This is a genomic window from Geobacter benzoatilyticus, from assembly GCF_017338855.1.
In the GTDB taxonomy this organism is placed as follows: Bacteria; Desulfobacterota; Desulfuromonadia; order Geobacterales; family Geobacteraceae; genus Geobacter; species Geobacter benzoatilyticus.
On sequence record NZ_CP071382.1, the window covers coordinates 2502405 to 2521124 of the forward strand.

16 protein-coding genes are annotated in these 18720 nt (G+C 56.6%); 9 read left to right on the forward strand and 7 right to left on the reverse strand.

The window, feature by feature from the left end; all coding sequences use genetic code 11:
• Window positions 1-84 precede the first annotated feature (84 nt).
• Genes JZM60_RS11460 through JZM60_RS11470 form a run of 3 tightly spaced genes read right to left on the reverse strand, consistent with a single transcriptional unit; the run spans window position 85 to window position 5176 of the window.
• Entirely contained in the window at window positions 85-3351 is a 3267-nt protein-coding gene (locus JZM60_RS11460; RefSeq protein WP_207165578.1) for a SpoIIE family protein phosphatase, read from the reverse strand.
• Complete coding sequence (locus JZM60_RS11465; RefSeq protein ID WP_207162591.1) at window positions 3351-3608, reverse strand: hypothetical protein; 258 nt, start codon at window positions 3606-3608, stop codon at window positions 3351-3353. The genes JZM60_RS11460 and JZM60_RS11465 overlap by 1 nt, the downstream gene beginning before the upstream one ends.
• On the reverse strand, window positions 3599-5176 hold the full coding sequence (locus JZM60_RS11470) for a bifunctional aminoglycoside phosphotransferase/ATP-binding protein (protein WP_207162592.1): 1578 nt from the start codon (window positions 5174-5176) through the stop codon (window positions 3599-3601). Before JZM60_RS11470 ends, JZM60_RS11465 begins: the two co-directional genes overlap by 10 nt.
• A 286-nt stretch (window positions 5177-5462) precedes the next feature.
• Between JZM60_RS11470 and JZM60_RS11475 the strand changes: the two genes are divergently transcribed.
• From JZM60_RS11475 to hgcA, 8 genes are all read left to right on the forward strand, one after another.
• Window positions 5463-7184: a tetratricopeptide repeat protein gene (locus JZM60_RS11475; RefSeq protein ID WP_207162593.1), complete on the forward strand. Its 1722-nt coding sequence runs from the start codon at window positions 5463-5465 to the stop codon at window positions 7182-7184.
• Entirely contained in the window at window positions 7181-8797 is a 1617-nt protein-coding gene (locus JZM60_RS11480; protein ID WP_207162594.1) for a peptide-binding protein, read from the forward strand. Before JZM60_RS11475 ends, JZM60_RS11480 begins: the two co-directional genes overlap by 4 nt.
• Window positions 8798-8877: 80 nt before the next feature.
• Window positions 8878-9858, forward strand: coding sequence for an ABC transporter permease (locus JZM60_RS11485; protein WP_207162595.1), 981 nt, complete (start codon window positions 8878-8880; stop codon window positions 9856-9858).
• A gap of 1 nt (window position 9859) precedes the next feature.
• Window positions 9860-10714: an oligopeptide ABC transporter permease gene (gene opp4C, locus JZM60_RS11490; protein WP_207162596.1), complete on the forward strand. Its 855-nt coding sequence runs from the start codon at window positions 9860-9862 to the stop codon at window positions 10712-10714.
• Window positions 10715-10743: 29 nt separating this feature from the next.
• Window positions 10744-11268 (forward strand): hypothetical protein, encoded by a 525-nt coding sequence (locus JZM60_RS11495; RefSeq protein ID WP_207162597.1) that lies wholly within the window; start codon window positions 10744-10746, stop codon window positions 11266-11268.
• A gap of 17 nt (window positions 11269-11285) precedes the next feature.
• Entirely contained in the window at window positions 11286-12083 is a 798-nt protein-coding gene (locus JZM60_RS11500) for a M48 family metallopeptidase (RefSeq protein WP_207162598.1), read from the forward strand.
• Window positions 12080-12976: an ATP-binding protein gene (locus JZM60_RS11505; protein ID WP_207162599.1), complete on the forward strand. Its 897-nt coding sequence runs from the start codon at window positions 12080-12082 to the stop codon at window positions 12974-12976. Before JZM60_RS11500 ends, JZM60_RS11505 begins: the two co-directional genes overlap by 4 nt.
• Window positions 12977-12992: 16 nt before the next feature.
• Complete coding sequence (hgcA, locus tag JZM60_RS11510; protein WP_264175416.1) at window positions 12993-14147, forward strand: mercury methylation corrinoid protein HgcA; 1155 nt, start codon at window positions 12993-12995, stop codon at window positions 14145-14147.
• On the opposite strand, the gene JZM60_RS16950 is transcribed toward hgcA, so the two are convergent.
• Window positions 14106-14516: a hypothetical protein gene (locus JZM60_RS16950; RefSeq protein ID WP_478292694.1), complete on the reverse strand. Its 411-nt coding sequence runs from the start codon at window positions 14514-14516 to the stop codon at window positions 14106-14108. The genes hgcA and JZM60_RS16950 overlap by 42 nt on opposite strands.
• Window positions 14517-14543: 27 nt before the next feature.
• On the opposite strand from JZM60_RS16950, the gene JZM60_RS11520 reads away from it, so the two are divergent.
• A complete protein-coding gene (locus tag JZM60_RS11520) occupies window positions 14544-15245 on the forward strand; it encodes a carbonic anhydrase (RefSeq protein ID WP_207162601.1) in 702 nt (233 codons plus the stop codon).
• A 92-nt stretch (window positions 15246-15337) separates the two neighbouring features.
• Here the strand turns inward: JZM60_RS11520 and JZM60_RS11525 are convergent, their stop codons facing one another.
• The 3 genes from JZM60_RS11525 to lptF are packed head-to-tail and all read right to left on the reverse strand — an operon-like array spanning window position 15338 to window position 18597.
• On the reverse strand, window positions 15338-16291 hold the full coding sequence (locus JZM60_RS11525) for an IPT/TIG domain-containing protein (protein ID WP_207162602.1): 954 nt from the start codon (window positions 16289-16291) through the stop codon (window positions 15338-15340).
• A gap of 57 nt (window positions 16292-16348) precedes the next feature.
• A complete protein-coding gene (gene lptG, locus JZM60_RS11530; protein WP_207162603.1) occupies window positions 16349-17428 on the reverse strand; it encodes an LPS export ABC transporter permease LptG in 1080 nt (359 codons plus the stop codon).
• Window positions 17425-18597: an LPS export ABC transporter permease LptF gene (gene lptF / locus JZM60_RS11535; protein ID WP_207162604.1), complete on the reverse strand. Its 1173-nt coding sequence runs from the start codon at window positions 18595-18597 to the stop codon at window positions 17425-17427. The genes lptG and lptF overlap by 4 nt, the downstream gene beginning before the upstream one ends.
• Window positions 18598-18720: the final 123 nt, after the last annotated feature.

Here is an 18720-nt window from a genome sequence, read left to right on the forward strand (position 1 = left end):
TTCCCGGAAGGGATGACCGGAATTAACAGGTAAAAGCATTACTGTTGAAAGTTTACACCAAAATGCTTCTTTTTGCTCCACTTTTCATTCATTAGCTTCCGAAGGAAGTATCTTGACGACAACCATGGAAATGTCGTCGTTTAGTACGGACGAAGCGCTGAAATTTTCCACTTCCGTGAGTATGGATTCGATAATTTCCTCCGAACTCCTGTTGTGATTGGACGTCAGGATATCGCAGAGGCGTCCCGTGCCGAAGAAGTCTCCCTGGGGATTTTGGGATTCGATGATGCCGTCGGTGTAAAGAAGAACCACATCGCCTTGCCGCAGGGCGATGCTTTTCTCCTCGAAGGAGACGTCCCGCTTGATCCCCAGGATAAGCCCTTCGGCATCGAGTTCCATGCAGGCCCGCATCCCCTCGCGGAAGATGAGCGGCGGGTTGTGGCCCGCATTGGCGTAGGCGAGGATGCCGTTTTCGGTGTCGTAACGGATATAGAACATGGTAATGAAAAGCTCGGCGGCAGAAAGGTCGTCGTGGAGAAGCTCGTTGAGGGTGGCGAGTATGTCTCCAGCGCTTTTGTCGGAACGGGTCTGGGCGCGGAGCACGCTTCTTGTTTCCGCCATGATTAGGGCGGCCCCCACGCTGTGGCCAGAAACGTCCGCTATGACCATGTCAATGCACTTGGCCCCGTGCGGAAAGAAATCGTAGTAATCCCCCCCCACGTGAGCAGCCGGTTTGCATCGGCCGGCTATTTCAACGCTCCGCACGGCGGGAGGCTGGGATGGGAGGAGCGAAAGCTGTATCTGCTTTGCGATTTCCATCTCCTTCAGTACCCGTGCGCTTTCCAGAACAGCCCGCTCTTTTTCCTCCCGCTCCCGCTCCTTTGCGTCTACCTCTTTGACAATTCTTACTGCCTGTGCCAGTTGCCCTGCCAGGCTTTCCAGCAAATCGAGGAACGGCTCGTTAAAGAGGCCGACGATGTTTTTGGAGAAGACGGAAAGAATGCCGAGGGGGGGTTCGCCCTTGCTCGTTATGGGAATATGGGCGAAGGATTTTATCCCCTCGTGGGACATGAGTTCCCGGGAGATCGGTCTGGTTATGTGCTGGGTATCGTTCACGAACTGGATTCGGTTGCTCTGGAACGCTTCGCCGATGTAAGTCTCGCTGTCGGGATCCCAATCCTTGCCGATAATGCCTGCAATTCCCTTCCCCCGGTAGCTCTTGACCCTCAGGATTCCCTGTTCGTCGATGAGCCGGATGACCGCAAGGTCGATTTTGAACTCCTTAAGGACGAGGGACAGGAGATCGTCCATGATGATCTGGAGGTCGAGGGTCCGGTTCATGAGCTCCGATGCCTTAAGGCGGACGTAGAGGGCCTCGCGGCTTTCTTCCAGTGATGCCTGGACGGTGCTGAAAATGTCATAGACCGGCTCCATCCGCGACCCGATATCCGAAAGGTAACTCTCCACGATGGCGCCGGCTGCCGCTGCCCCCACCGATCCTGCCAGGGTTTTCTCCGTAAAGCGCTTCAACTTTGGCAGTTCGAACTCCGACACCCCTCCCTGGGGAGTGATTTCCCGGTTCCCCATATACTCCGCAATGGCCATGTTGGCCTGCTTTTCACCGATGAACTTCGACATGAGGTTCACGAACTGCATGATCGTGACCGGTTTCGACATCCGCTTTGTTTCCCATGGGACGCCGTTGCGCTCGGCGGTAAATACATCGACGAACTTGCGCACCTGGTCCCGTTCCTTGTCGGTCTGATTGAAGAGGATGGAAAGCGCCAGGTAGGCTCCCACGTTGAAAAGCATGCTCCAGAAGAGGGAGTGCGACCAGAGGTCGAAGCCCGCAAGCCCGAAAAGTTCAGTCGGCTTCAGCAGGGCGATTCCGAAGGGGCCTTCGTCGAGAATCCTTCTGGAGAAAGAGCCCGACATAATGACGGAGGGGAGAAGCAGCGTGTAGAACCAGAGGCAAAAGCCGAGGATGATGCCGGTGAGCGCCCCGGTCTTGTTCGCCCGGCGCCAGTAGAGCCCCCCCACGAGCGCCGGACCGAACTGTGCGGCGGCGGCAAAGGATATGAGCCCCATGTTCACGAGCATGAATGTCTCGCCGACCAATGTCTGGTAGATGTATCCGAGGGCGATTACCAGGGCGATACAGAGCCGCTTGAGGTTTATGAGCATGGCCGGGAACCAGGGACGTGGTTTCAGCCTGACAACTATGGGCATCAGAAGGTAGGTGACGAACATGGTTGATATGGCGACTGATTCAACCATTACCATGCCGGCAGATGCTGAAAAACCTCCGAGGAATGCCAGTAGCGCCAGCCACGAATGGCCCGTTTGAAGCGGCAGCGTGAGGACGAAAAAGTCGGCGCCCAGGATGCCGCCGGTCTGGACTATGCCGCCGAGGGCAATGGGGACTACAAACAGATTGATGAGAAACATATAGGCCGGCAGAATCCACATGGCCTTTTTGATGTGATTTTCGTTACTGCTTTCGATTACCATCACGTGAAACTGGCGGGGAAGGAACATGATGGCCCCCATGGATAGATACAGGGTGGAAAGCCACTGGGCGTAACTTGTCCCACCCCCTCCGGCTGTGCCGAGGGTGGTAAGGCGCGTCAGCAGGTTTCCCTGCGCGTCGATGCGGGCAAAAATGTCGCTTACGCCTCCGAAAAGGCCGTAGGTGACGAAAACCCCCACGGCAAGAAAAGAGAAAAGCTTGACGATTGATTCCACCGCAACGGCTGCCACGAGTCCATCATGGCGGCGCTCCGTCGAAACGAGCCTCCGGGCGCCGAATATCATGCTGAAGACGCTCAGGATGATGGCGGCAAAGAAGTTCGTGTGCAGCGATAGGGGGTAGTTCTTGTGGAGCAGTGGAAGCTGGATATAGGGGTAGCCGCAGATGATGTCGAAGGTGCTGGAAACCGCCTTAAGCTGCAGGGCGATGTAGGGCATCACCCCCAGAATGGCAATGACTGTGATAATGGCGCCGAGCCACTGGGACTTGCCGTAACGTGAACTGATAAAGTCGGCAATGGAGGTTATATTGTTCTCTTTGCTGATCCGTACGATCTTGCGCAGGAGAAACCACCAGGTGAACGCCATGATGGTCGGTCCCAGGTAGACGAGGAGGAAGTCCAGACCGGTGGTGGCCGCTTTGCCGACGCTGCCGTAGAAGGTCCAAGATGTGTGATACACGGCTATGGACAGAGCGTAGACATAGGGGTTGTCGATGACGCTTTTCCCCGCCTCCCGCTTTTTGTCGGCGTAATAGGCTACGCTGAATAGCAGGACGATGTAGAGAAGCGATACACCGGCCACCAGTTCAATGCTGAGGATCAACGGTGATCTCCTTCATCGTTCTCGTCGTCGGGATGACTGATGGCTTTTGTGAAGAGGTAGATGACACCGATGGATATTGCCCATCCTCCCATGAAATAGAGATAGAGCTGGGGAACGCCGAATATGCGGTTGGGTTTGTTGAAAATCTGAACGAATGGGTAGTTCATCATGATGAGTCCGAGGATGAAGAAAATAACCCATGATTCCCGCAGCTTCATGCGTTTAAAGAGTTCAATCCGGAATTTCAGCCACATGTCGGCATCTCCATGGCGTCAAGGAGCGAGTCGATCGACTCGTCAAGCGGTTTGGTCGTATCGAGTTCGATGAGGCCAGTTTCGCGGCCGTCTGGCGGAACAAACTCCCCTTTCTGGAGGAGGTAGATTTCCCACCGCCCGTCCGACACATCTCTCCCCCGGGTTTCTCTGGCGTCCAGGCGCTGCCGCGTTGTTTCCTCCGGGCAAGTTGTGTGAATCAGGCAGAAACGGGCCGCGTGACGTTCGGCTAGCCCCCTGAAGGCGTCACGGTCACTGCGGTTACGGAAGGTGGCGTCGATGATGACGCTCCGCCCGGCCGCAAGGGATGCTTCGGCCGTCTCGAGCAGCGCTCCGTAGGTACGGGCGGTTACGGCATCAGAGTATATCCCCTCGCCGTACCCGATACGCCGGTGCTCCGTCGGAGCAACTCCGGACAGTTCCTTTCTTACCACATCGGAGCTTATGATTTCCACCCCCAGGTAGAAGGCGAGTTCCCGGCCGATGAAACTCTTGCCGGTTCCCGTGAGACCACAGGTGAGAATCAGCGATGGGGGGATGCCCTTGCGGGCAATGTAACCACGGGCCAGCCGGAAGTAGCGCCGGGCCCGCTCCCCGGCTGACTCCTTGTCCGCAGCGGATATCTGCGGATCGAGAAGCCGCAAGCTCTCCACCTTGCCCCTTATGAAAGCCCTGTAGATCTTGTAGAAGTCGAGGACTTCGGTTACGCCGTGGTCTCCGGTTACCTTTACGTATTCTTCGATAAATGGTGCGCAAAGCTCCGCCTTGCGGTTGATGTCCAGATCCATCAGGAGAAAGGCGATGTCCGCGGCGGTGTCACTGTATCGAAAGCGTTCGTTGAACTCGATGCAGTCAAAGATGCAGATGTTGCCGTCCGTTCCCAGGTTAATGTTCTCCATGTGGATGTCGCCATCGCAGTCACGGATGAAACCGCCGGCAATGCGTCCGTTGAAGGTGCCTTCATTTGCCCGGATAAAACCGTCAACCCATTTCTCCATGTACGTCAGCGCGCGACTGCTTATGGTTTTGCCTGTGAACTGGCCGGCTTGCCGGAAATTTTCCTCCCAGTTGGCGCGAATGGTCTCGATTGCGCCGTAGCCGTTGATTTCCGGACCTTGTTCTGCGTGCAGGTGGAACGTGGCTATAGTCCTTGCTATGGCTCGAATTTCATGTTCGGAAACCTTCCCTTCGGCCAGCAACCGGTCGAGCATTCGTTCCGCCGGAAGCCGCTTCATTCTGACCGCGTAGTCGATGATTTTCCCTTGGCCGGAAAACCCCGCTCCGTCGGGCGTTTCCCGTATCTCTACCACATCCAGGTAGATGCCGGGGCAGAGGCGGCTGTTCAGGCGAACCTCTTCGTTGCAATAAAAGCGGCGGCGGTCAATGGTCGAAAAGTTGAGGAATCCGAAATCCACCGGTTTTTTGATTTTGTAGGCGAAGTAATCGATCAGAAAGATGTAGGAGACATGGGTCTGGACGAGCTCCACGGACGTGGTTTGGTCCGGATAGACCGAAGGTTTCAGGAGTGACCGTAAAAAGCGCTGTTCCATGTCGTACCCACGGGGCGGCGAGATACCACAAACATTACCATAAACACCGGTTCGCGCAAGGTTTAGGCTCGGTTATATTCATTTGACGGGTTATGGTTATTGTGTTAGCTTTTCTTTTGTAGTTTTTGGCGTGGTTGCCCTGTAACAGGCATCCATCCGTGGAGAGCCGGGCCTTTTCCTTTATGTCCATCCTGAAGCACTTTTTTCACTTTATTACATTCGAAGCACCGGAGGGATGCGCGGCTTCTGAGCGCTTTTTCAGCTTCTGGCAGACACGGGTAACTGCATGAAGAAACGTATTGTTGCGGCATTTTTCCTGCTTCTTTCTTTTCTCCCCGGCTGCGCCACCAACGGCGTGGAGCAGGTTGCTTTCGCAAACGAGCAGTCGTTCCAGCCGACGGTGAACATTGCAGGATCGAGAGCGCTCTACATATTTTCTCTGGCTCGCCTTCGGGAGATCGAGGGTGATTTTGAAGGTGCCCTCACACTCCTGAACGGCGCCATAGAAGCGGATCCCAAGTCTGCGTACCTCCATTCGGCTGCCGCTGAAATCTATCTTAAGACCGCCAGGCTCGACGATGCGCTCCGGGCATCCGAAAACGCCATACGCGTAGATCCCGCCTTTCGTCCTGCCAGGCTAATTGCAGGCACCATCCTGTCCGGTCTCAAGCGAGACAAGGAAGCCATCACCCACCTCAGCAAAGCCATCGAGCTTGATCCGGCCAAGGAGGATGCCTATCTGCACCTGGCCGTTTCATATGTCAGGGTCTTTGACTATGAACAGGCGGTGGGCACCCTCAAGGCACTGCTCAAGGTTAATCCGGAATCGCCGCTGGGCTACTATTATCTGGGCAAAACCTATGACCAGATGAAGCTCCATAAAGAAGCGACCAATTATTACAAAAAGGCCATCGAGCTCAAGCCCGACTTCGAGCAGGCGATGATCGACATGGGTATCTCCCAGGAGGGCCTCGGGCTCCACGAGGATGCAATTGCTACCTACAAGCAGCTGCTGGAGGTGAACCCGTTCAATATGAACGTGCTTCAGCATCTGGTGCAGTTGTACCTCCAGCAGCAGCAGCTGGAGGATGCCCTGCCTCTACTTGTGGGGATGAAAGAGCGCGGGGTCGGCGGCCTTGAAACTCAGCGCAAGATCGGGCTCATCTATCTGGAGCTTGAGCGTTATGACGAGGCGATTGCCGAATTCGAGCAGATCCTTGCCCTGGAACCCAACGCCTATCAGGTACGGTTCTACATGGCAAGCGCCTACGAAGATAAGGAAGAGTTCGACAAGGCCCTGGCGGAGTTCGGGAAGATTCCAGCCGGAACTGCCAATTATGTTGAGGCCCTGGGGCATATCGCTTTTATTTACCGGGATCAGGAAAATCCCGAAAAGGGCATCGCCATTCTGAAAGAGGCCATTGCCGCTCATCCCGGCAATCTTGACCTCTACCTTTATCTGGCTGGTCTTTACGAATCCATGGACAAGTTCACGGAAGGGCTTGCCGTTCTCAAAGAGGTTGAGGCGCAGTTCGATGGAGATCCGCGTCTCCACTTCAGGATGGGGACGATACTCGACAAGATGGGGAAGAAGGATGAATCCATCGCCCGGATGAAGCGGGTAATCGCCATTGCTCCCAATGATGCCCAGGCCCTCAACTATCTGGGCTATACCTATGCCGAGATGGGGATACAGCTTGACGAAGCCCTCCAGTATTTGAAAAAGGCGGTGGAACTGCGCCCCAATGACGGTTTTATCCTCGATAGCCTGGGATGGGTATATTTCAAGTTGAAGAAATATGATCAGGCGGTGACGTACCTGGAAAAATCCCTCGAAATCGTCGAGGATGATCCTACAGTCATGGAGCATCTTGCCGATGCCTATGCCGCCAGCCGCGATTACCGCAGTGCCTTGAAGCTTTACAAGAGGGTTCTTGACGCCGACCCGTCCCGAAAGGACATCTTCGAAAAGAAGAGAAAGGTCAGGGCGGAGAGCCTTGAAAAATGACGGCCCGGCTGTTCTGCTGTCTCGCAGCGCTGATAACGCTCGTGTCGTGCAGTGGCGGCGCCCCTGTCGCGGAACCGCCCAAGCGGGGAGCGGGAACGCCCGCCTATGGGGATGCGCTGGTGGTGGGCACCATCGGCGAGCCCTCGAACCTGATCCCCCTGCTGGCTTCAGATTCCGCCTCCCATGACGTGGCGGGCAATGTATTCAACGGGCTGGTGAAGTACGACAAAAATCTGGTGCTGGTGGGTGACCTGGCGGAGTCGTGGCGCGTATCCCCCGACGGTCTCACCATCACCTTTACCCTGCGCAAGGGAGTGAAGTGGCACGACGGCGTCGAGCTTACCTCCCGCGACGTGCTCTACACCTACCGTGTCACCATCGACCCCAAAACCCCTACCGCCTATGCCGAAGACTTCAAGCAGGTGAAGACCGCCGAAGCCCCTGACCGTTATACCTTCCGCGTGACCTACGGCAAACCCTTTGCACCGGCCCTGGCTTCGTGGGGAATGGGGATTCTGCCGGCCCATCTTCTGGAGGGGAAGGACATTACAAAGAGCGAACTCTCCCGGCATCCCGTGGGGACCGGTCCCTACCGGTTCAAGGAATGGGTTGCGGGTCAAAAGCTTGTCCTCGAGTCTTTCCCCGACTACTTCGAGGGGCGGCCTTACATTGACCGGTACATCTACCGGATCATCCCCGATAATTCCACCATATACATGGAGCTGAAGGCCGGAGGCCTCGACATGATGGGGCTCACGCCGGTCCAGTACGCGCGTCAGACCGATACGCCTGAATTCCGGGCGGGCTTCAACAAGTTCCGCTATCCCGCCTCGGCGTACACCTACCTGGGGTACAACCTGCGCAATCCCCTCTTTGCCGACCGTCGGGTCCGCCAGGCCATAGCCTGCGCCATCAGCAAGGATGAAATCATTCATGGGGTGCTCCTTGGCCTGGGGCAGGTGGCCCATGGTCCGTTCCAGCCCGGAACGTGGCCTTACAATCCGAACGTCAGGGATTTAGGCTATGATCCGCTGCGGGCGAAGGAACTGCTGGCTGCGGCGGGATGGCGCGCAACCGGTCCCGGCGGTATCCTGATGAAGGATGGGAAGGCCTTCAGCTTCACAATCCTGACCAACCAGGGGAATGACCAGCGGCTCAAGACGGCTCAGATAATCCAGCGCCGTCTGGCAAAGATCGGCATCGACGTCAAGATACGGGTTCTGGAGTGGGCATCGCTGCTCACCAACTTCATCGATAAACGGAACTTCGACGCCCTCATCATGGGATGGACCATTCCCCAGGACCCGGACATCTTCGACGTGTGGCACTCTAGCAAAACCGGCCCCAAGGAGCTGAACTTCATCGGCTTCCGCAACGCCGAGGTGGACCGGCTCATCGAAGAGGGGCGCCGGACCTTCGACCAGGAGAAGCGCAAGCGCTGCTATTGGCGCATCCAGGAAATCCTGGCGCAGGAACAGCCGTACACCTTTTTATTCGTTCCCGACGCCCTCCCGGTGGTAAATGCCCGCTTCCGCGGAATCGAGCCGGCGCCGGCCGGTATCATGCACAACATCATCCGGTGGTACGTGCCCAAGGAAGAGCAGATACATTAAAAGCCGGGACCGGGGACCGGGGACCAGTAAAGGCTTGAGTCTTTCCCGTTTCCCGGTTCCTTGTCCCCGTTCTCGGACCTATGATCAATTATCTTGCAAAGCGACTGATAATGATGATCCCGCTGCTGCTGGGGATTACGCTCATCTCCTTCGCGGTAATCCGCCTGGCGCCGGGCGAGCCGGTGGAGGCCATGACCGCCATGAGCCCCAAGATTACCGCCGAGACCAGGCAGCGGCTCCGGGAGTTCTACGGGCTCGACAAACCGCTGCACGTCCAGTATGCGACCTGGCTCAAGCAGGTGGCCACCCTGGACTTCGGCCGCTCCTTCGCCCCCGACAACCGGCCGGTGACCGACAAGATCAAGGAGCGGATTCCGGTCACCATCTCCCTCAATGTCATCGCCCTGATCCTGGAATTCGGCCTGGCCATCCCCATCGGCATCTTTACCGCCACGCATCGGGACACCCTCTACGATAAGGGGATGACGCTCTTCGTCTTTCTGGGCTTTGCGGTGCCGACCTTCTGGCTTGCGCTGCTCCTCATGTATTTCTTCGGGGTGAAGCTGGGGTGGCTCCCCATCTCGGGGCTCCACTCCCTCGGCAGCGAGACGCTTTCACCCCTGGCCCGTTTCGCGGATATGGTGAAACACCTGGTTCTCCCGGTCTCCGTGGCCACCTTCGGGAGCCTGGCGGGGCTCTCACGCTACATGCGTTCCAACATGCTGGAGGTGATCCGTCAGGACTACATAACCACGGCGCGGGCCAAGGGGCTCACTGAGCGGACGGTCATCTACCGGCATGCCCTGCGCAATGCGCTGCTGCCGGTTATCACCCTTCTCGGCTTCTCGCTTCCGGGCCTTATCGGTGGCAGTGTCATCTTTGAAACCATCTTCGCCATCCCCGGCATGGGGCAGCTTTTCTACCAAGGTGTCATGGGGCGTGATTATCCCCTCGTCATGGGGATTCTGGTGATCGGCGCGTTCCTCACCCTCGTGGGAAATCTGATTGCCGACCTCTGCTACGCCGTGGCGGATCCTCGCATCAGGCACGGGAGGGGATAGGATGGGTTACCGGGAGAGCTGGTTCTACACGGTTTTCTGGAAGAGGTTCCGGAAGAACCGCTTTGCGGTGATGGGGGGCTGCGTCGTGCTGCTCCTGTTTGCGGTGTCGCTTCTGGCCCCTTTCATTACCCCCTGGGACCCCCACGCAATCGATGCCTACCATGTGCTTTTGCCTCCTTCGGCGGACCACTGGTTCGGGACAGACGAACTGGGGCGCGACGTCTTCACCCGGGTGATTTACGGGGCGCGGATATCCCTCAAGGTGGGCTTCGTTTCGGTGGGGATCGCCGTGGCAATCGGGGTGGTGCTGGGGCTGGTGTCAGGTTTCTACGGAGGGTTCATTGATACCGTCATCATGAGGTTTGTGGATATCATGCTCTGTTTCCCCACCTTTTTCCTGATTCTGGCGGTGATCGCTTTCCTGGAGCCTTCCATCTGGTATATCATGGCGATTATCGGCCTCACGGGGTGGATGGGGGTGGCGCGGCTCGTGCGGGCCGAGGTGCTGTCGCTGCGGGAGCGGGACTTCATCCTGGCGGCCCGTGCATTGGGGGCGTCCGATGGGCGGATCATATTCCGGCATATACTCCCCAACGCCCTGTCGCCGGTTCTCGTTTCTGCTACACTTGGCGTAGCCGGGGCGATTCTTACCGAATCGGCCCTGTCGTTTCTCGGCATCGGGGTGCAGCCCCCAACCCCCAGCTGGGGGAACATCCTCACGTCGGGGAAGGACTACATCGAGTTTGGCTGGTGGCTGTCCCTTTTCCCCGGCCTTGCCATCTTGGTGACGGTCCTTGCCTACAATCTGCTGGGGGAGGGGATACGCGATGCCCTGGACCCGCGGCTGAATCGCTGAAATTCCTTAATATATCAGAGGTGTCCTGAATGTCAGACAACAACCAATCCGCACCGGAGCGTGCGGCAGAAAATGTCATCAACAAAGAGGCGTTCGTCATCGAGACCGTAGATGACGAGATCAGGGCCGACGGGCTTTGCCAGTCGCTCCTCAAGCGTTTCTACGATTCGCTCCTCGAGGGGGGTACGGCCCCCCAGGAAGCTACCCTGGTCGCCAATGGCGCCGATTACTATGTGCGCGATTTTCTCGTGGGCTACAAACACCGCAGTCTCTTCGACGAGCGCCCGGGAATCGTCCGGCAGTTTGCCGCCAACTGGTACATCGTGAATACCATCGACCCTTCTGTGGATGAGCTTGCCGGCCATCTTCTCGGTATCAGGTCCTTTTACCGCTTTCTCCATGGTCAAAGCCTCATCGGCACGGATTTTCTTGCCGCCATGGAACGGGAATGCGGCGACGGGGCATATTATGAGAATCGTATCAAGAGTTTCTGGGAAATCGAGGGCGACGGGTACTTTGCATGGGAACGTGAATGTTCATTGAAAGAAAATTGAAATCAGGGAGGAGAACCATGAGATACGTACGACTGCTGTTGATGCCCCTTATCGTCATAGGAATGCTTGCGGGCTGCGCCGTCAACATGGCGGATATCCACGGTTTCAACGTCATCTCCATTGAGCAGGAAAAGGAGCTCGGCAACAAGTTTGCGGTGGAGATCGAGAAACAGTACCCCGTTTATAATGATCCCGAGGCCCAGAAGTACATCGACCGTCTGGGGCGCAGGCTCCTGACCGGCGCCCGGGAGGTGAACTTCGACTACGTCTTCAAGGTGGTGAAGGATGACAGCGTAAACGCGTTCGCCATTCCCGGCGGGCGGCTTTACGTCCACACGGGGCTCCTCAAAGCTGCCCAGAGCGAGACCGAGGTGGCGGCGGTCATGGCCCACGAGATCAGCCATGCGGTTGCCCGGCACGGCACCCGCCAGATGACCCAGCAGTACGGCTATTCCCTGGTCCTCTCACTGGTGCTGGGCCAGAACCCGGGTGCCCTGACCCAGTTGGCCAGCGAACTCTTCGGCAAGGCCGGCATGATGTCCTACAGCAGGGAGTATGAGAATCAGGCCGATTTTCTTGGGGTGGAGACCATGTCCAGGGCGGGCTACAATCCCCAGGGGATGGTTTCATTCTTCCAGAAGCTTGATGCCATGGGGCAACAGAACCCTGGGGCCATTACCAAGTTCTTTTCCTCCCACCCCCTTACGTCGGAGAGGATTCAGCGGGTGCAGGCGGAGATCGCCAAACTCCCTCCCGCCAACTACCCGCTGGTGGACAATACCGAGTTGTTCAAGATCAAGGCGCGTATAAAGTGAATGACAGTCGCGACGAATGTTGGGGCCGGTTTGCCGGTAAGCTGGACAATCTCGTGGACCGGCTCGACAGGTTTCTGGATAGCCATGTTCCTCCTCCACCGCCGCTCCCTGAGCTGTTTGAGCGCTGCCTCGCTTTCCGATGGCGGCGCGTGGGTAGCGGTGGAGCTTTCGTGCCGGTGGAGCATCCCCATCTTCCCGACCTGAACGATCTGGTGGGAATCGACTTGGTGCGCGATGAGCTTGTGCGCAACACCGCCCAGTTCGTGGCCGGGTATCCTGCCAATAACGTCCTTCTCTGGGGAGAGCGGGGGACCGGAAAGTCCACCTGCGTAAAGGGACTGCTCCGGCGGTTTTCCGGGGAGGGACTCCGTTTCGTGGAGGTTCTCCGGGACGATATCTTCACGCTGCCGGCCATCATCGGTCCTCTCAGGAAGATGCCGCAACGTTTCATCCTGTTCTGTGATGATCTCTCCTTCGGCGAAGGGGAGGGGGGATATCGGGAGTTGAAGGCCCTTCTGGAGGGGGGGATCGAGGAGCGCCCCGCCAATATCCTCTTTTATGCCACCTCCAACCGGCGCCATCTTCTCCCGGAGCGGATGGACGACAACCTGGGCGCGGAGATACATCCCGAAGAGGCGGTGTCGGAAAAGCTTTCCCTGGCCGATCGCTTCGGTCTCAACCTTAGTTTCTATTCCTTTGACCAGGCCACGTATCTTGCCATTGTTGCGCGGTATGCCGAGAAGTTTTCCCTGGACATCGATGCGAAAACGCTCAGGAAAGAAGCACTCCAATGGGCGGTTTTCAAGGGGAGCCGCTCCGGCAGGTCGGCACGCCAGTTCGTTGACGACCTGGCAGGGCGTCTGCGGGTAACGGTGCCGAACGAACTGAGATAAAACGGGAGAGTTGAATATGGCTTACAAGGTGCGCGGCATTGCTGTGGCCAAACCGCGTAGAATCAGGGCTCGCGCTTCCTCGGAGGGACCGGACCTTTCCAGGGAGCCGTGCTGAGGCCCCAAGACTCCCGCGGTCAGCGGGACAGTCAGTGAAAATGTCCCAGGTTTTCTCCGCTGGCACGATACACCGGCCGGCAGGGTTCCGGCCGTGTCTTCCGCACTGCTCTTCAGGGACCGCTTTGGCGCCTGGAAGGCCCGGTGGGGGATAGGGCGCATGTCGTATCTGGTGCCGCCGGGCCTCTACGCAATCGGCTCTCCAGGCCCGCAAGACCCCGTCGTGGTGACCGCCAACTACAAAATGAGCTACGACCTGGTGAGGCGTGAGCTTTCGGGACGAAACGCATGGCTCATGGTTCTCGAAACGTTCGGTATCAATGTCTGGTGTGCGGCAGGCAAGGGAACCTTCGGAACCGGCGAGGTTGTCCGGCGTGTCAAAAGCTCGGGGCTTGCCGCGGTAGTGAAGCACAGGATACTTCTCCTTCCCATTCTCGGCGCCCCCGGAGTGGCGGCCCACAAGGTCGCCGAACGGACCGGATTCCGCGTGCGCTACGCAACGATCCGCGCCGCTGACCTCCCCGATTACCTGGATAACTTCATGGTGACCACTCCCGCCATGAAGCAGCTCACCTTTACCTTGCGGGAAAGACTTGTCCTTACGCCGATAGAGTTGGTTACGGCCGCGAAATGGGCCGTCCCGATCGTGGCGTCCATGGTCCTGCTGCCGGTCTTGTCCGGTGGCGAGCTTTTGATCGCGGCCGTCATGCCTCCCCTGGTGCTTGGCGCGGGAACCCTTCTCACCGGAGCGGTCGCTGCTCCGGTCCTGCTCCCCTGGCTTCCGGGCAGGAGTTTTGCGATGAAGGGGGCAGTGGCCGGCGGGTGTCTGGTTGCCCTGCTCATTTGGACGGACAGCGGAACAACGGGATGGCTTGAAGCCGCGGCCCTTTTCCTGGCGGTAACTCCGGTAACAGCTTTCCTGACTCTCAACTTCACCGGCAGTACCCCTTTTACCTCGCGCTCGGGGGTGAAAAAGGAAATGAGGCTTGCGCTGCCTTTAATGGCACTTTCGCTGTTAGCAGGTATTTTCCTCTGGATTGCTGCCCGTTTTTTCTGAACCGGGAAGGAGTTGACAGTCGTGAAGGGTTTTGCCTACCTGCCTAATGTTGCCACTCTTGAGCTTAGCCGTGAAATCTGCATTGGTTGTGGGATGTGTGTCACGGTTTGCCCCCATGAGGTTTTCGTTTTGCAGGGCGCCAAGGCGGAAATAATAAATTTCGACGCCTGTATCGAATGCGGCGCATGCTCCGTCAACTGTCCCGTGGAAGCCATCCGGGTCGATTCCGGGGTCGGGTGTGCATCGGGACTGATTAATGAATGGATCTCGAGCATAACCGGGAGAAAAACGGGTGGCGGAGGTTGCTGCTGATACTGAAAGTTGTTTCCGTTGACTTGCTCGTTTTATGGTGATAATGAATAAATTCAAAAATTTGATTCATCGGAGGGTTAACGCATGAACATGAAGGGAACCAGGATTGCACGACTCATCATCGGTGCGGCTGTTGCAGCATCGGCAGCAGTGGCCTTTGCTTCCGGCGGCGGCGTGGGTGTCAGTGCCGACGAGGCACTCCAGCGTCTCATGGACGGAAACAAGCAATACGTTGCCGGTCAGATGGGTGCCTGCACCGCCAGCAATGCGGCAAAACGTGAAGCGCTCTCAACGGGTCAAAAACCCTATGCCATCATTCTCTCCTGCTCCGACTCGCGGGTTCCGCCCGAAATCATCTTTGACAAGACCATGGGAGAAATTTTCGTAATTCGCGTTGCCGGCAACGTACCCGATCCCCTCGTGCTCGGAAGCATCGAATACGCCGCCGAGCATATCGGTTCTCCGCTGATAATGGTCCTCGGCCATGAGCGGTGTGGTGCCGTTACCGCTACTGTCCAGACAAAAGGGAAGGCTCACGGCAATATCGGCGCCATTGTCAAGACCATTGCCCCTGCTCTCAAGAAGGGCATGAAGGATGCGAAGGGCAAGTCCAATGCTGAGATTATAGAATCCGTTTCCGATGTTAACGTGAAACTTGTGGCAAAAAATATCACCAAGAAGTCGCCGGTTGTCGCAGAGCTTGTGAAGGAAGGCAAGATTAAGATTGTTACCGCCAAGTACGACCTGGATGACGGCAAGGTCACCCTCTTCGAGGATAAAAAGTAGCAATATCCTTGGCAGTCAGATCTGCAGATCTCAAAAAAAGCCCGCATAAAGCGGGCTTTTTTCGTTCTGATACCGTATGGATTTTTCACGGGCTATGGTGCCGTTACCTGCACCTCGGAACTGACCTCGCCATTGGGGTTGATTACCTTGATCCGCAGATCCTTCTCCGTCGGGTCGACGGGATAGCGCTGATAAACCAGTTTCGAGCAATCCTCAAAGGTCAGGAATTCCCGTTCTCCCGATGACAGTGCCCCGGCTCTCAGTTGTTTGCCGACCCCTGCGTTCAATCCCACCTGAAGGCTGTTTTCCTCCACGACAATTGTGGCGCCAGGCTGGAAATTTTTCCCTTCGATGACAAGCCTGTAATAGTTCACCGAACCGTCACTCCGGGTGACATTGTATATTTCGGGTTTAGCCACTATGGCGAGCGTCATGGGGGTCGTGACGGTATCGTCGGGGTTTTTGACCTGGACCTGGTGCAGTCCTCCTGCGGTTTGTGGAACGGTAAATGTTATGGAACCTTCCGAACCGTAGCTGCTCCTGACCACTGATCCGTCGAAAAGCACCTGGCTTGCGGGCTGAAAATTGCGGCCTGTAACATATACAACACGTTCGGCTGGGGAAGAACAGACGCTTATGGTGTCCGGCGATATGGACTCTACAAAGGGTTTCGGTGCCTGTATCGAAAAGTTGTAGGTGCGGCTTGTGGTGCCGTCGTCGCGTTTGATGAATAGGGCATAGAGGCCGGAAGGGAGCTTGGGGATGGTGAATGTCAGCAGCTCCGGTCCGGCAACGGTTGTCGGTACTTCGGTGGTGCCCAGGAATGCAGCCGTTCCCGCGGTGAAGCCGGTGCCGGAAAGCGTGACGGTAATATTCGGCTCTCCCTGGGCAGGAATGATGCTCAGAATGTTGGGGGCGGGGACGGAAACGGGCTTTATTGCCTGGGCAGGAGCGGTCTTCTTCGGCCTGGCCTGGGGGGCGCCTGGTGCTCCGGTTGCGGACATAAGCGTTAACAGGGCTGCCACTGCAAAAAGGGACTGTTTCATGGGGGCTCCCGATGGAAGTTTACTTCGCAGTAAATTGAATCACCCTTAAACCGGATGTCAACGGTTGAGCGTCATGGCAAGCCAGATGCCGGACAGGGCGGCAATGACGTTGGCTGCCCACGCGGAAACCAGTGGGGGGAGCACGCCGGTCTGGCCGAAGGAAACAAGGATTGCGTTGATGATGAAATAGGCAAAACCGATCCCGATGCTTATTGCTATTCCCAGGGCAATGCCGCTTGAACGGCCGCTGCGCAGCGCGAAAGGGATGCCGAGGAAGGCCATTATGAGCGAGGCGAAGGGGAGCGATATTTTTGCGTGCATCTGTGCTTCGTACCTGGTGGTCTCGTATCCCCCTTTTTCAAGCTTTCGGATGTATTCCCGCAGTCTCAGAAAACCCATGTTGTCGGCGTACTTGTCAACCACCTTCAGGTCTTCCACCTGCAAGTTGAGATTGACAGGCATGCTGTCGGCCTGGGATGTCGTGGCAACCCCTTCGTGTTGAATATCTCTAACTACGACTTTCCAGAGGGTCCACTGGCGTCCGTCCCAGCTTCCCTGTTCGGCATCCGTCCGCCGGACCGGGGTCATCCCCTTCGAGAAATTCCAGAGGGTTATCCCTTTGAGAGTCTGGTGCGCGGGATCAAAAACCCGCGCCATGAGAATTGCATTGTTGTCCTTGTGCCAGATATTGTTCTGGCGGAAAAAAGTGTTCGAGCTCTTCTTTCTGATGAGGACCTGCTCAATGTGACGCATCTGGCGATAGGTTTCCGGCAGGACCAGCTCGTTGGTCACAATGACGAACAGGCTTGCCGTGCATGCTATTGCCAGGATGGGTGCGCTGATTTTGCCGAGACTAACGCCGCAGCTGCGCATGGCGATAATCTCACTGTTGCGCGAAAGCATCCCCAGGGTCAGCAGCGTGGCCATGAGGACTGCAAGGGGAATGACCTGGGTGACTATCTCAGGGATTTTGAAGAGAAAAAACTGAATAATGTCAACCCAGTTTGGCTGGTAGCGGAGGAATCGGCCAATTTTTTCCAGAAAATCGATTACCAGGTAGATGGCAATGAAAGACGCAAGGCAGAGTCCGAAAATCCGCAGATAGGTGGCGGCAATGTAGCGGGTCAGGATGGTCATGCGCCCCTCCTTCGCCGTCTAAGCCATTCTTTGGCCTCCCCGATGAGCATGCGAGCCATGTCTGCCAGGGGGACCTGCCGTTCTGTGGCTGCGAGCCGCAGCAGGTAAATGCCCAATGCGATGAAAAGCAAATTGGGGAGCCAGACTGCAATGGATGGTGGCAGGATTTCCTTCTCGGCGATTGTTTTGCCGGCCGACATTACCATGTAGTAAAGCATCAGGATGGTTATACCCGCTGAAAATCCACCCGCTCTCCCTGAACGCTGATTCTGTATTCCCAATGGAACTCCCACCATTGCGAACACAATGCAGGCAAAGGGCAGTGCAAATCTCTTGTGAAGCTCGATTGATACATCCCGCCTGAATTTAATGTCCGCTTGCTGATTGCTGCGATTGGCAAGCAGCTGATCGAGGGTAAGGTCTTTTTCGTCAAGCTCGTCTTTTTTTGCGTTTTGCCGCAGGTTGACATGGAGGTCGTAGCTGTTGAATTCAACGAGACGGTAGCCGGTGGCGCCGATACTGCTGTGGATGCTTCCGTTTTCAAGATGAAGACGAACGTTCTTTTCCTTGGGGGTTGCTGCGATTATCCCCGACGAAGCGAAAATCGTCATCGGTTCTTCGGGGTTCCGCTCATCATGGATCAGAATGCCCGATATTTTATGAGTGGCCTGATTGTAGTTGTCGACGTACACGACCAGGCCGGGGAAGTCGTCGTTGAATACTTTCTCGCTGATGGTTGTGGCGGCACGGGATTCGACAACCTCGTAAAGGAATTGCTTGAACGACGTGTTTCCCCATGGAAGCGCATAAACCGTTATGAAGGTCGTGGCAAGGTAGGCAAGGACAGCGAAGGAAAAAACCGGGGCGAGAAGAGCTCCGAGGCCGATGCCTCCGGCCTTCATGGCGGTTATCTCGCTGTCGGCCGATAGCCTGCCGAATGCAAGAAGGACGGCCAGCAGAAATGCCATGGGTATTGAAACGAGAAAGAATGAGGGAAGCATGTAAACAATAAGACGGCAAACGTCGAAGAAGGGCACACCCTTGGCAAAGACCATCTCCGCCAGTTTGAGCAGGCGCCCCATAAGAAGGACAAAGGTGAAAACCGCCATGCCGAGGATGAAGGGAACGGCGGTTTCCTTGAAAATGTAGCGGAACAGAATGCTGGTCATGGAGGGTGGATGATACACGAAGGGATGTGGGATGTAAATACGGGAGGGGGGCCAAGTGTAGTTTGTTCTTGTATAAGGCGGAACTCTTGTGATATATGAACTCGGTTTCTATTTCGCACGCTT

What these genes read in the sequence shown, in the direction of transcription:
- JZM60_RS11465 (WP_207162591.1), bottom strand. Translation starts at nt 3,608, where the DNA reads ATGTGGCTGAAATTCCGGATTGAACTCTTTAAACGCATGAAGCTGCGG.
- JZM60_RS11470 (WP_207162592.1), bottom strand. Translation starts at nt 5,176, where the DNA reads ATGGAACAGCGCTTTTTACGGTCACTCCTGAAACCTTCGGTCTATCCG.
- JZM60_RS11475 (WP_207162593.1), top strand. Translation starts at nt 5,463, where the DNA reads ATGAAGAAACGTATTGTTGCGGCATTTTTCCTGCTTCTTTCTTTTCTC.
- JZM60_RS11480 (WP_207162594.1), top strand. Translation starts at nt 7,181, where the DNA reads ATGACGGCCCGGCTGTTCTGCTGTCTCGCAGCGCTGATAACGCTCGTG.
- JZM60_RS11485 (WP_207162595.1), top strand. Translation starts at nt 8,878, where the DNA reads ATGATCAATTATCTTGCAAAGCGACTGATAATGATGATCCCGCTGCTG.
- opp4C (WP_207162596.1), top strand. Translation starts at nt 9,860, where the DNA reads ATGGGTTACCGGGAGAGCTGGTTCTACACGGTTTTCTGGAAGAGGTTC.
- JZM60_RS11495 (WP_207162597.1), top strand. Translation starts at nt 10,744, where the DNA reads ATGTCAGACAACAACCAATCCGCACCGGAGCGTGCGGCAGAAAATGTC.
- JZM60_RS11500 (WP_207162598.1), top strand. Translation starts at nt 11,286, where the DNA reads ATGAGATACGTACGACTGCTGTTGATGCCCCTTATCGTCATAGGAATG.
- JZM60_RS11520 (WP_207162601.1), top strand. Translation starts at nt 14,544, where the DNA reads ATGAACATGAAGGGAACCAGGATTGCACGACTCATCATCGGTGCGGCT.
- JZM60_RS11525 (WP_207162602.1), bottom strand. Translation starts at nt 16,291, where the DNA reads ATGAAACAGTCCCTTTTTGCAGTGGCAGCCCTGTTAACGCTTATGTCC.
- lptG (WP_207162603.1), bottom strand. Translation starts at nt 17,428, where the DNA reads ATGACCATCCTGACCCGCTACATTGCCGCCACCTATCTGCGGATTTTC.
- lptF (WP_207162604.1), bottom strand. Translation starts at nt 18,597, where the DNA reads ATGACCAGCATTCTGTTCCGCTACATTTTCAAGGAAACCGCCGTTCCC.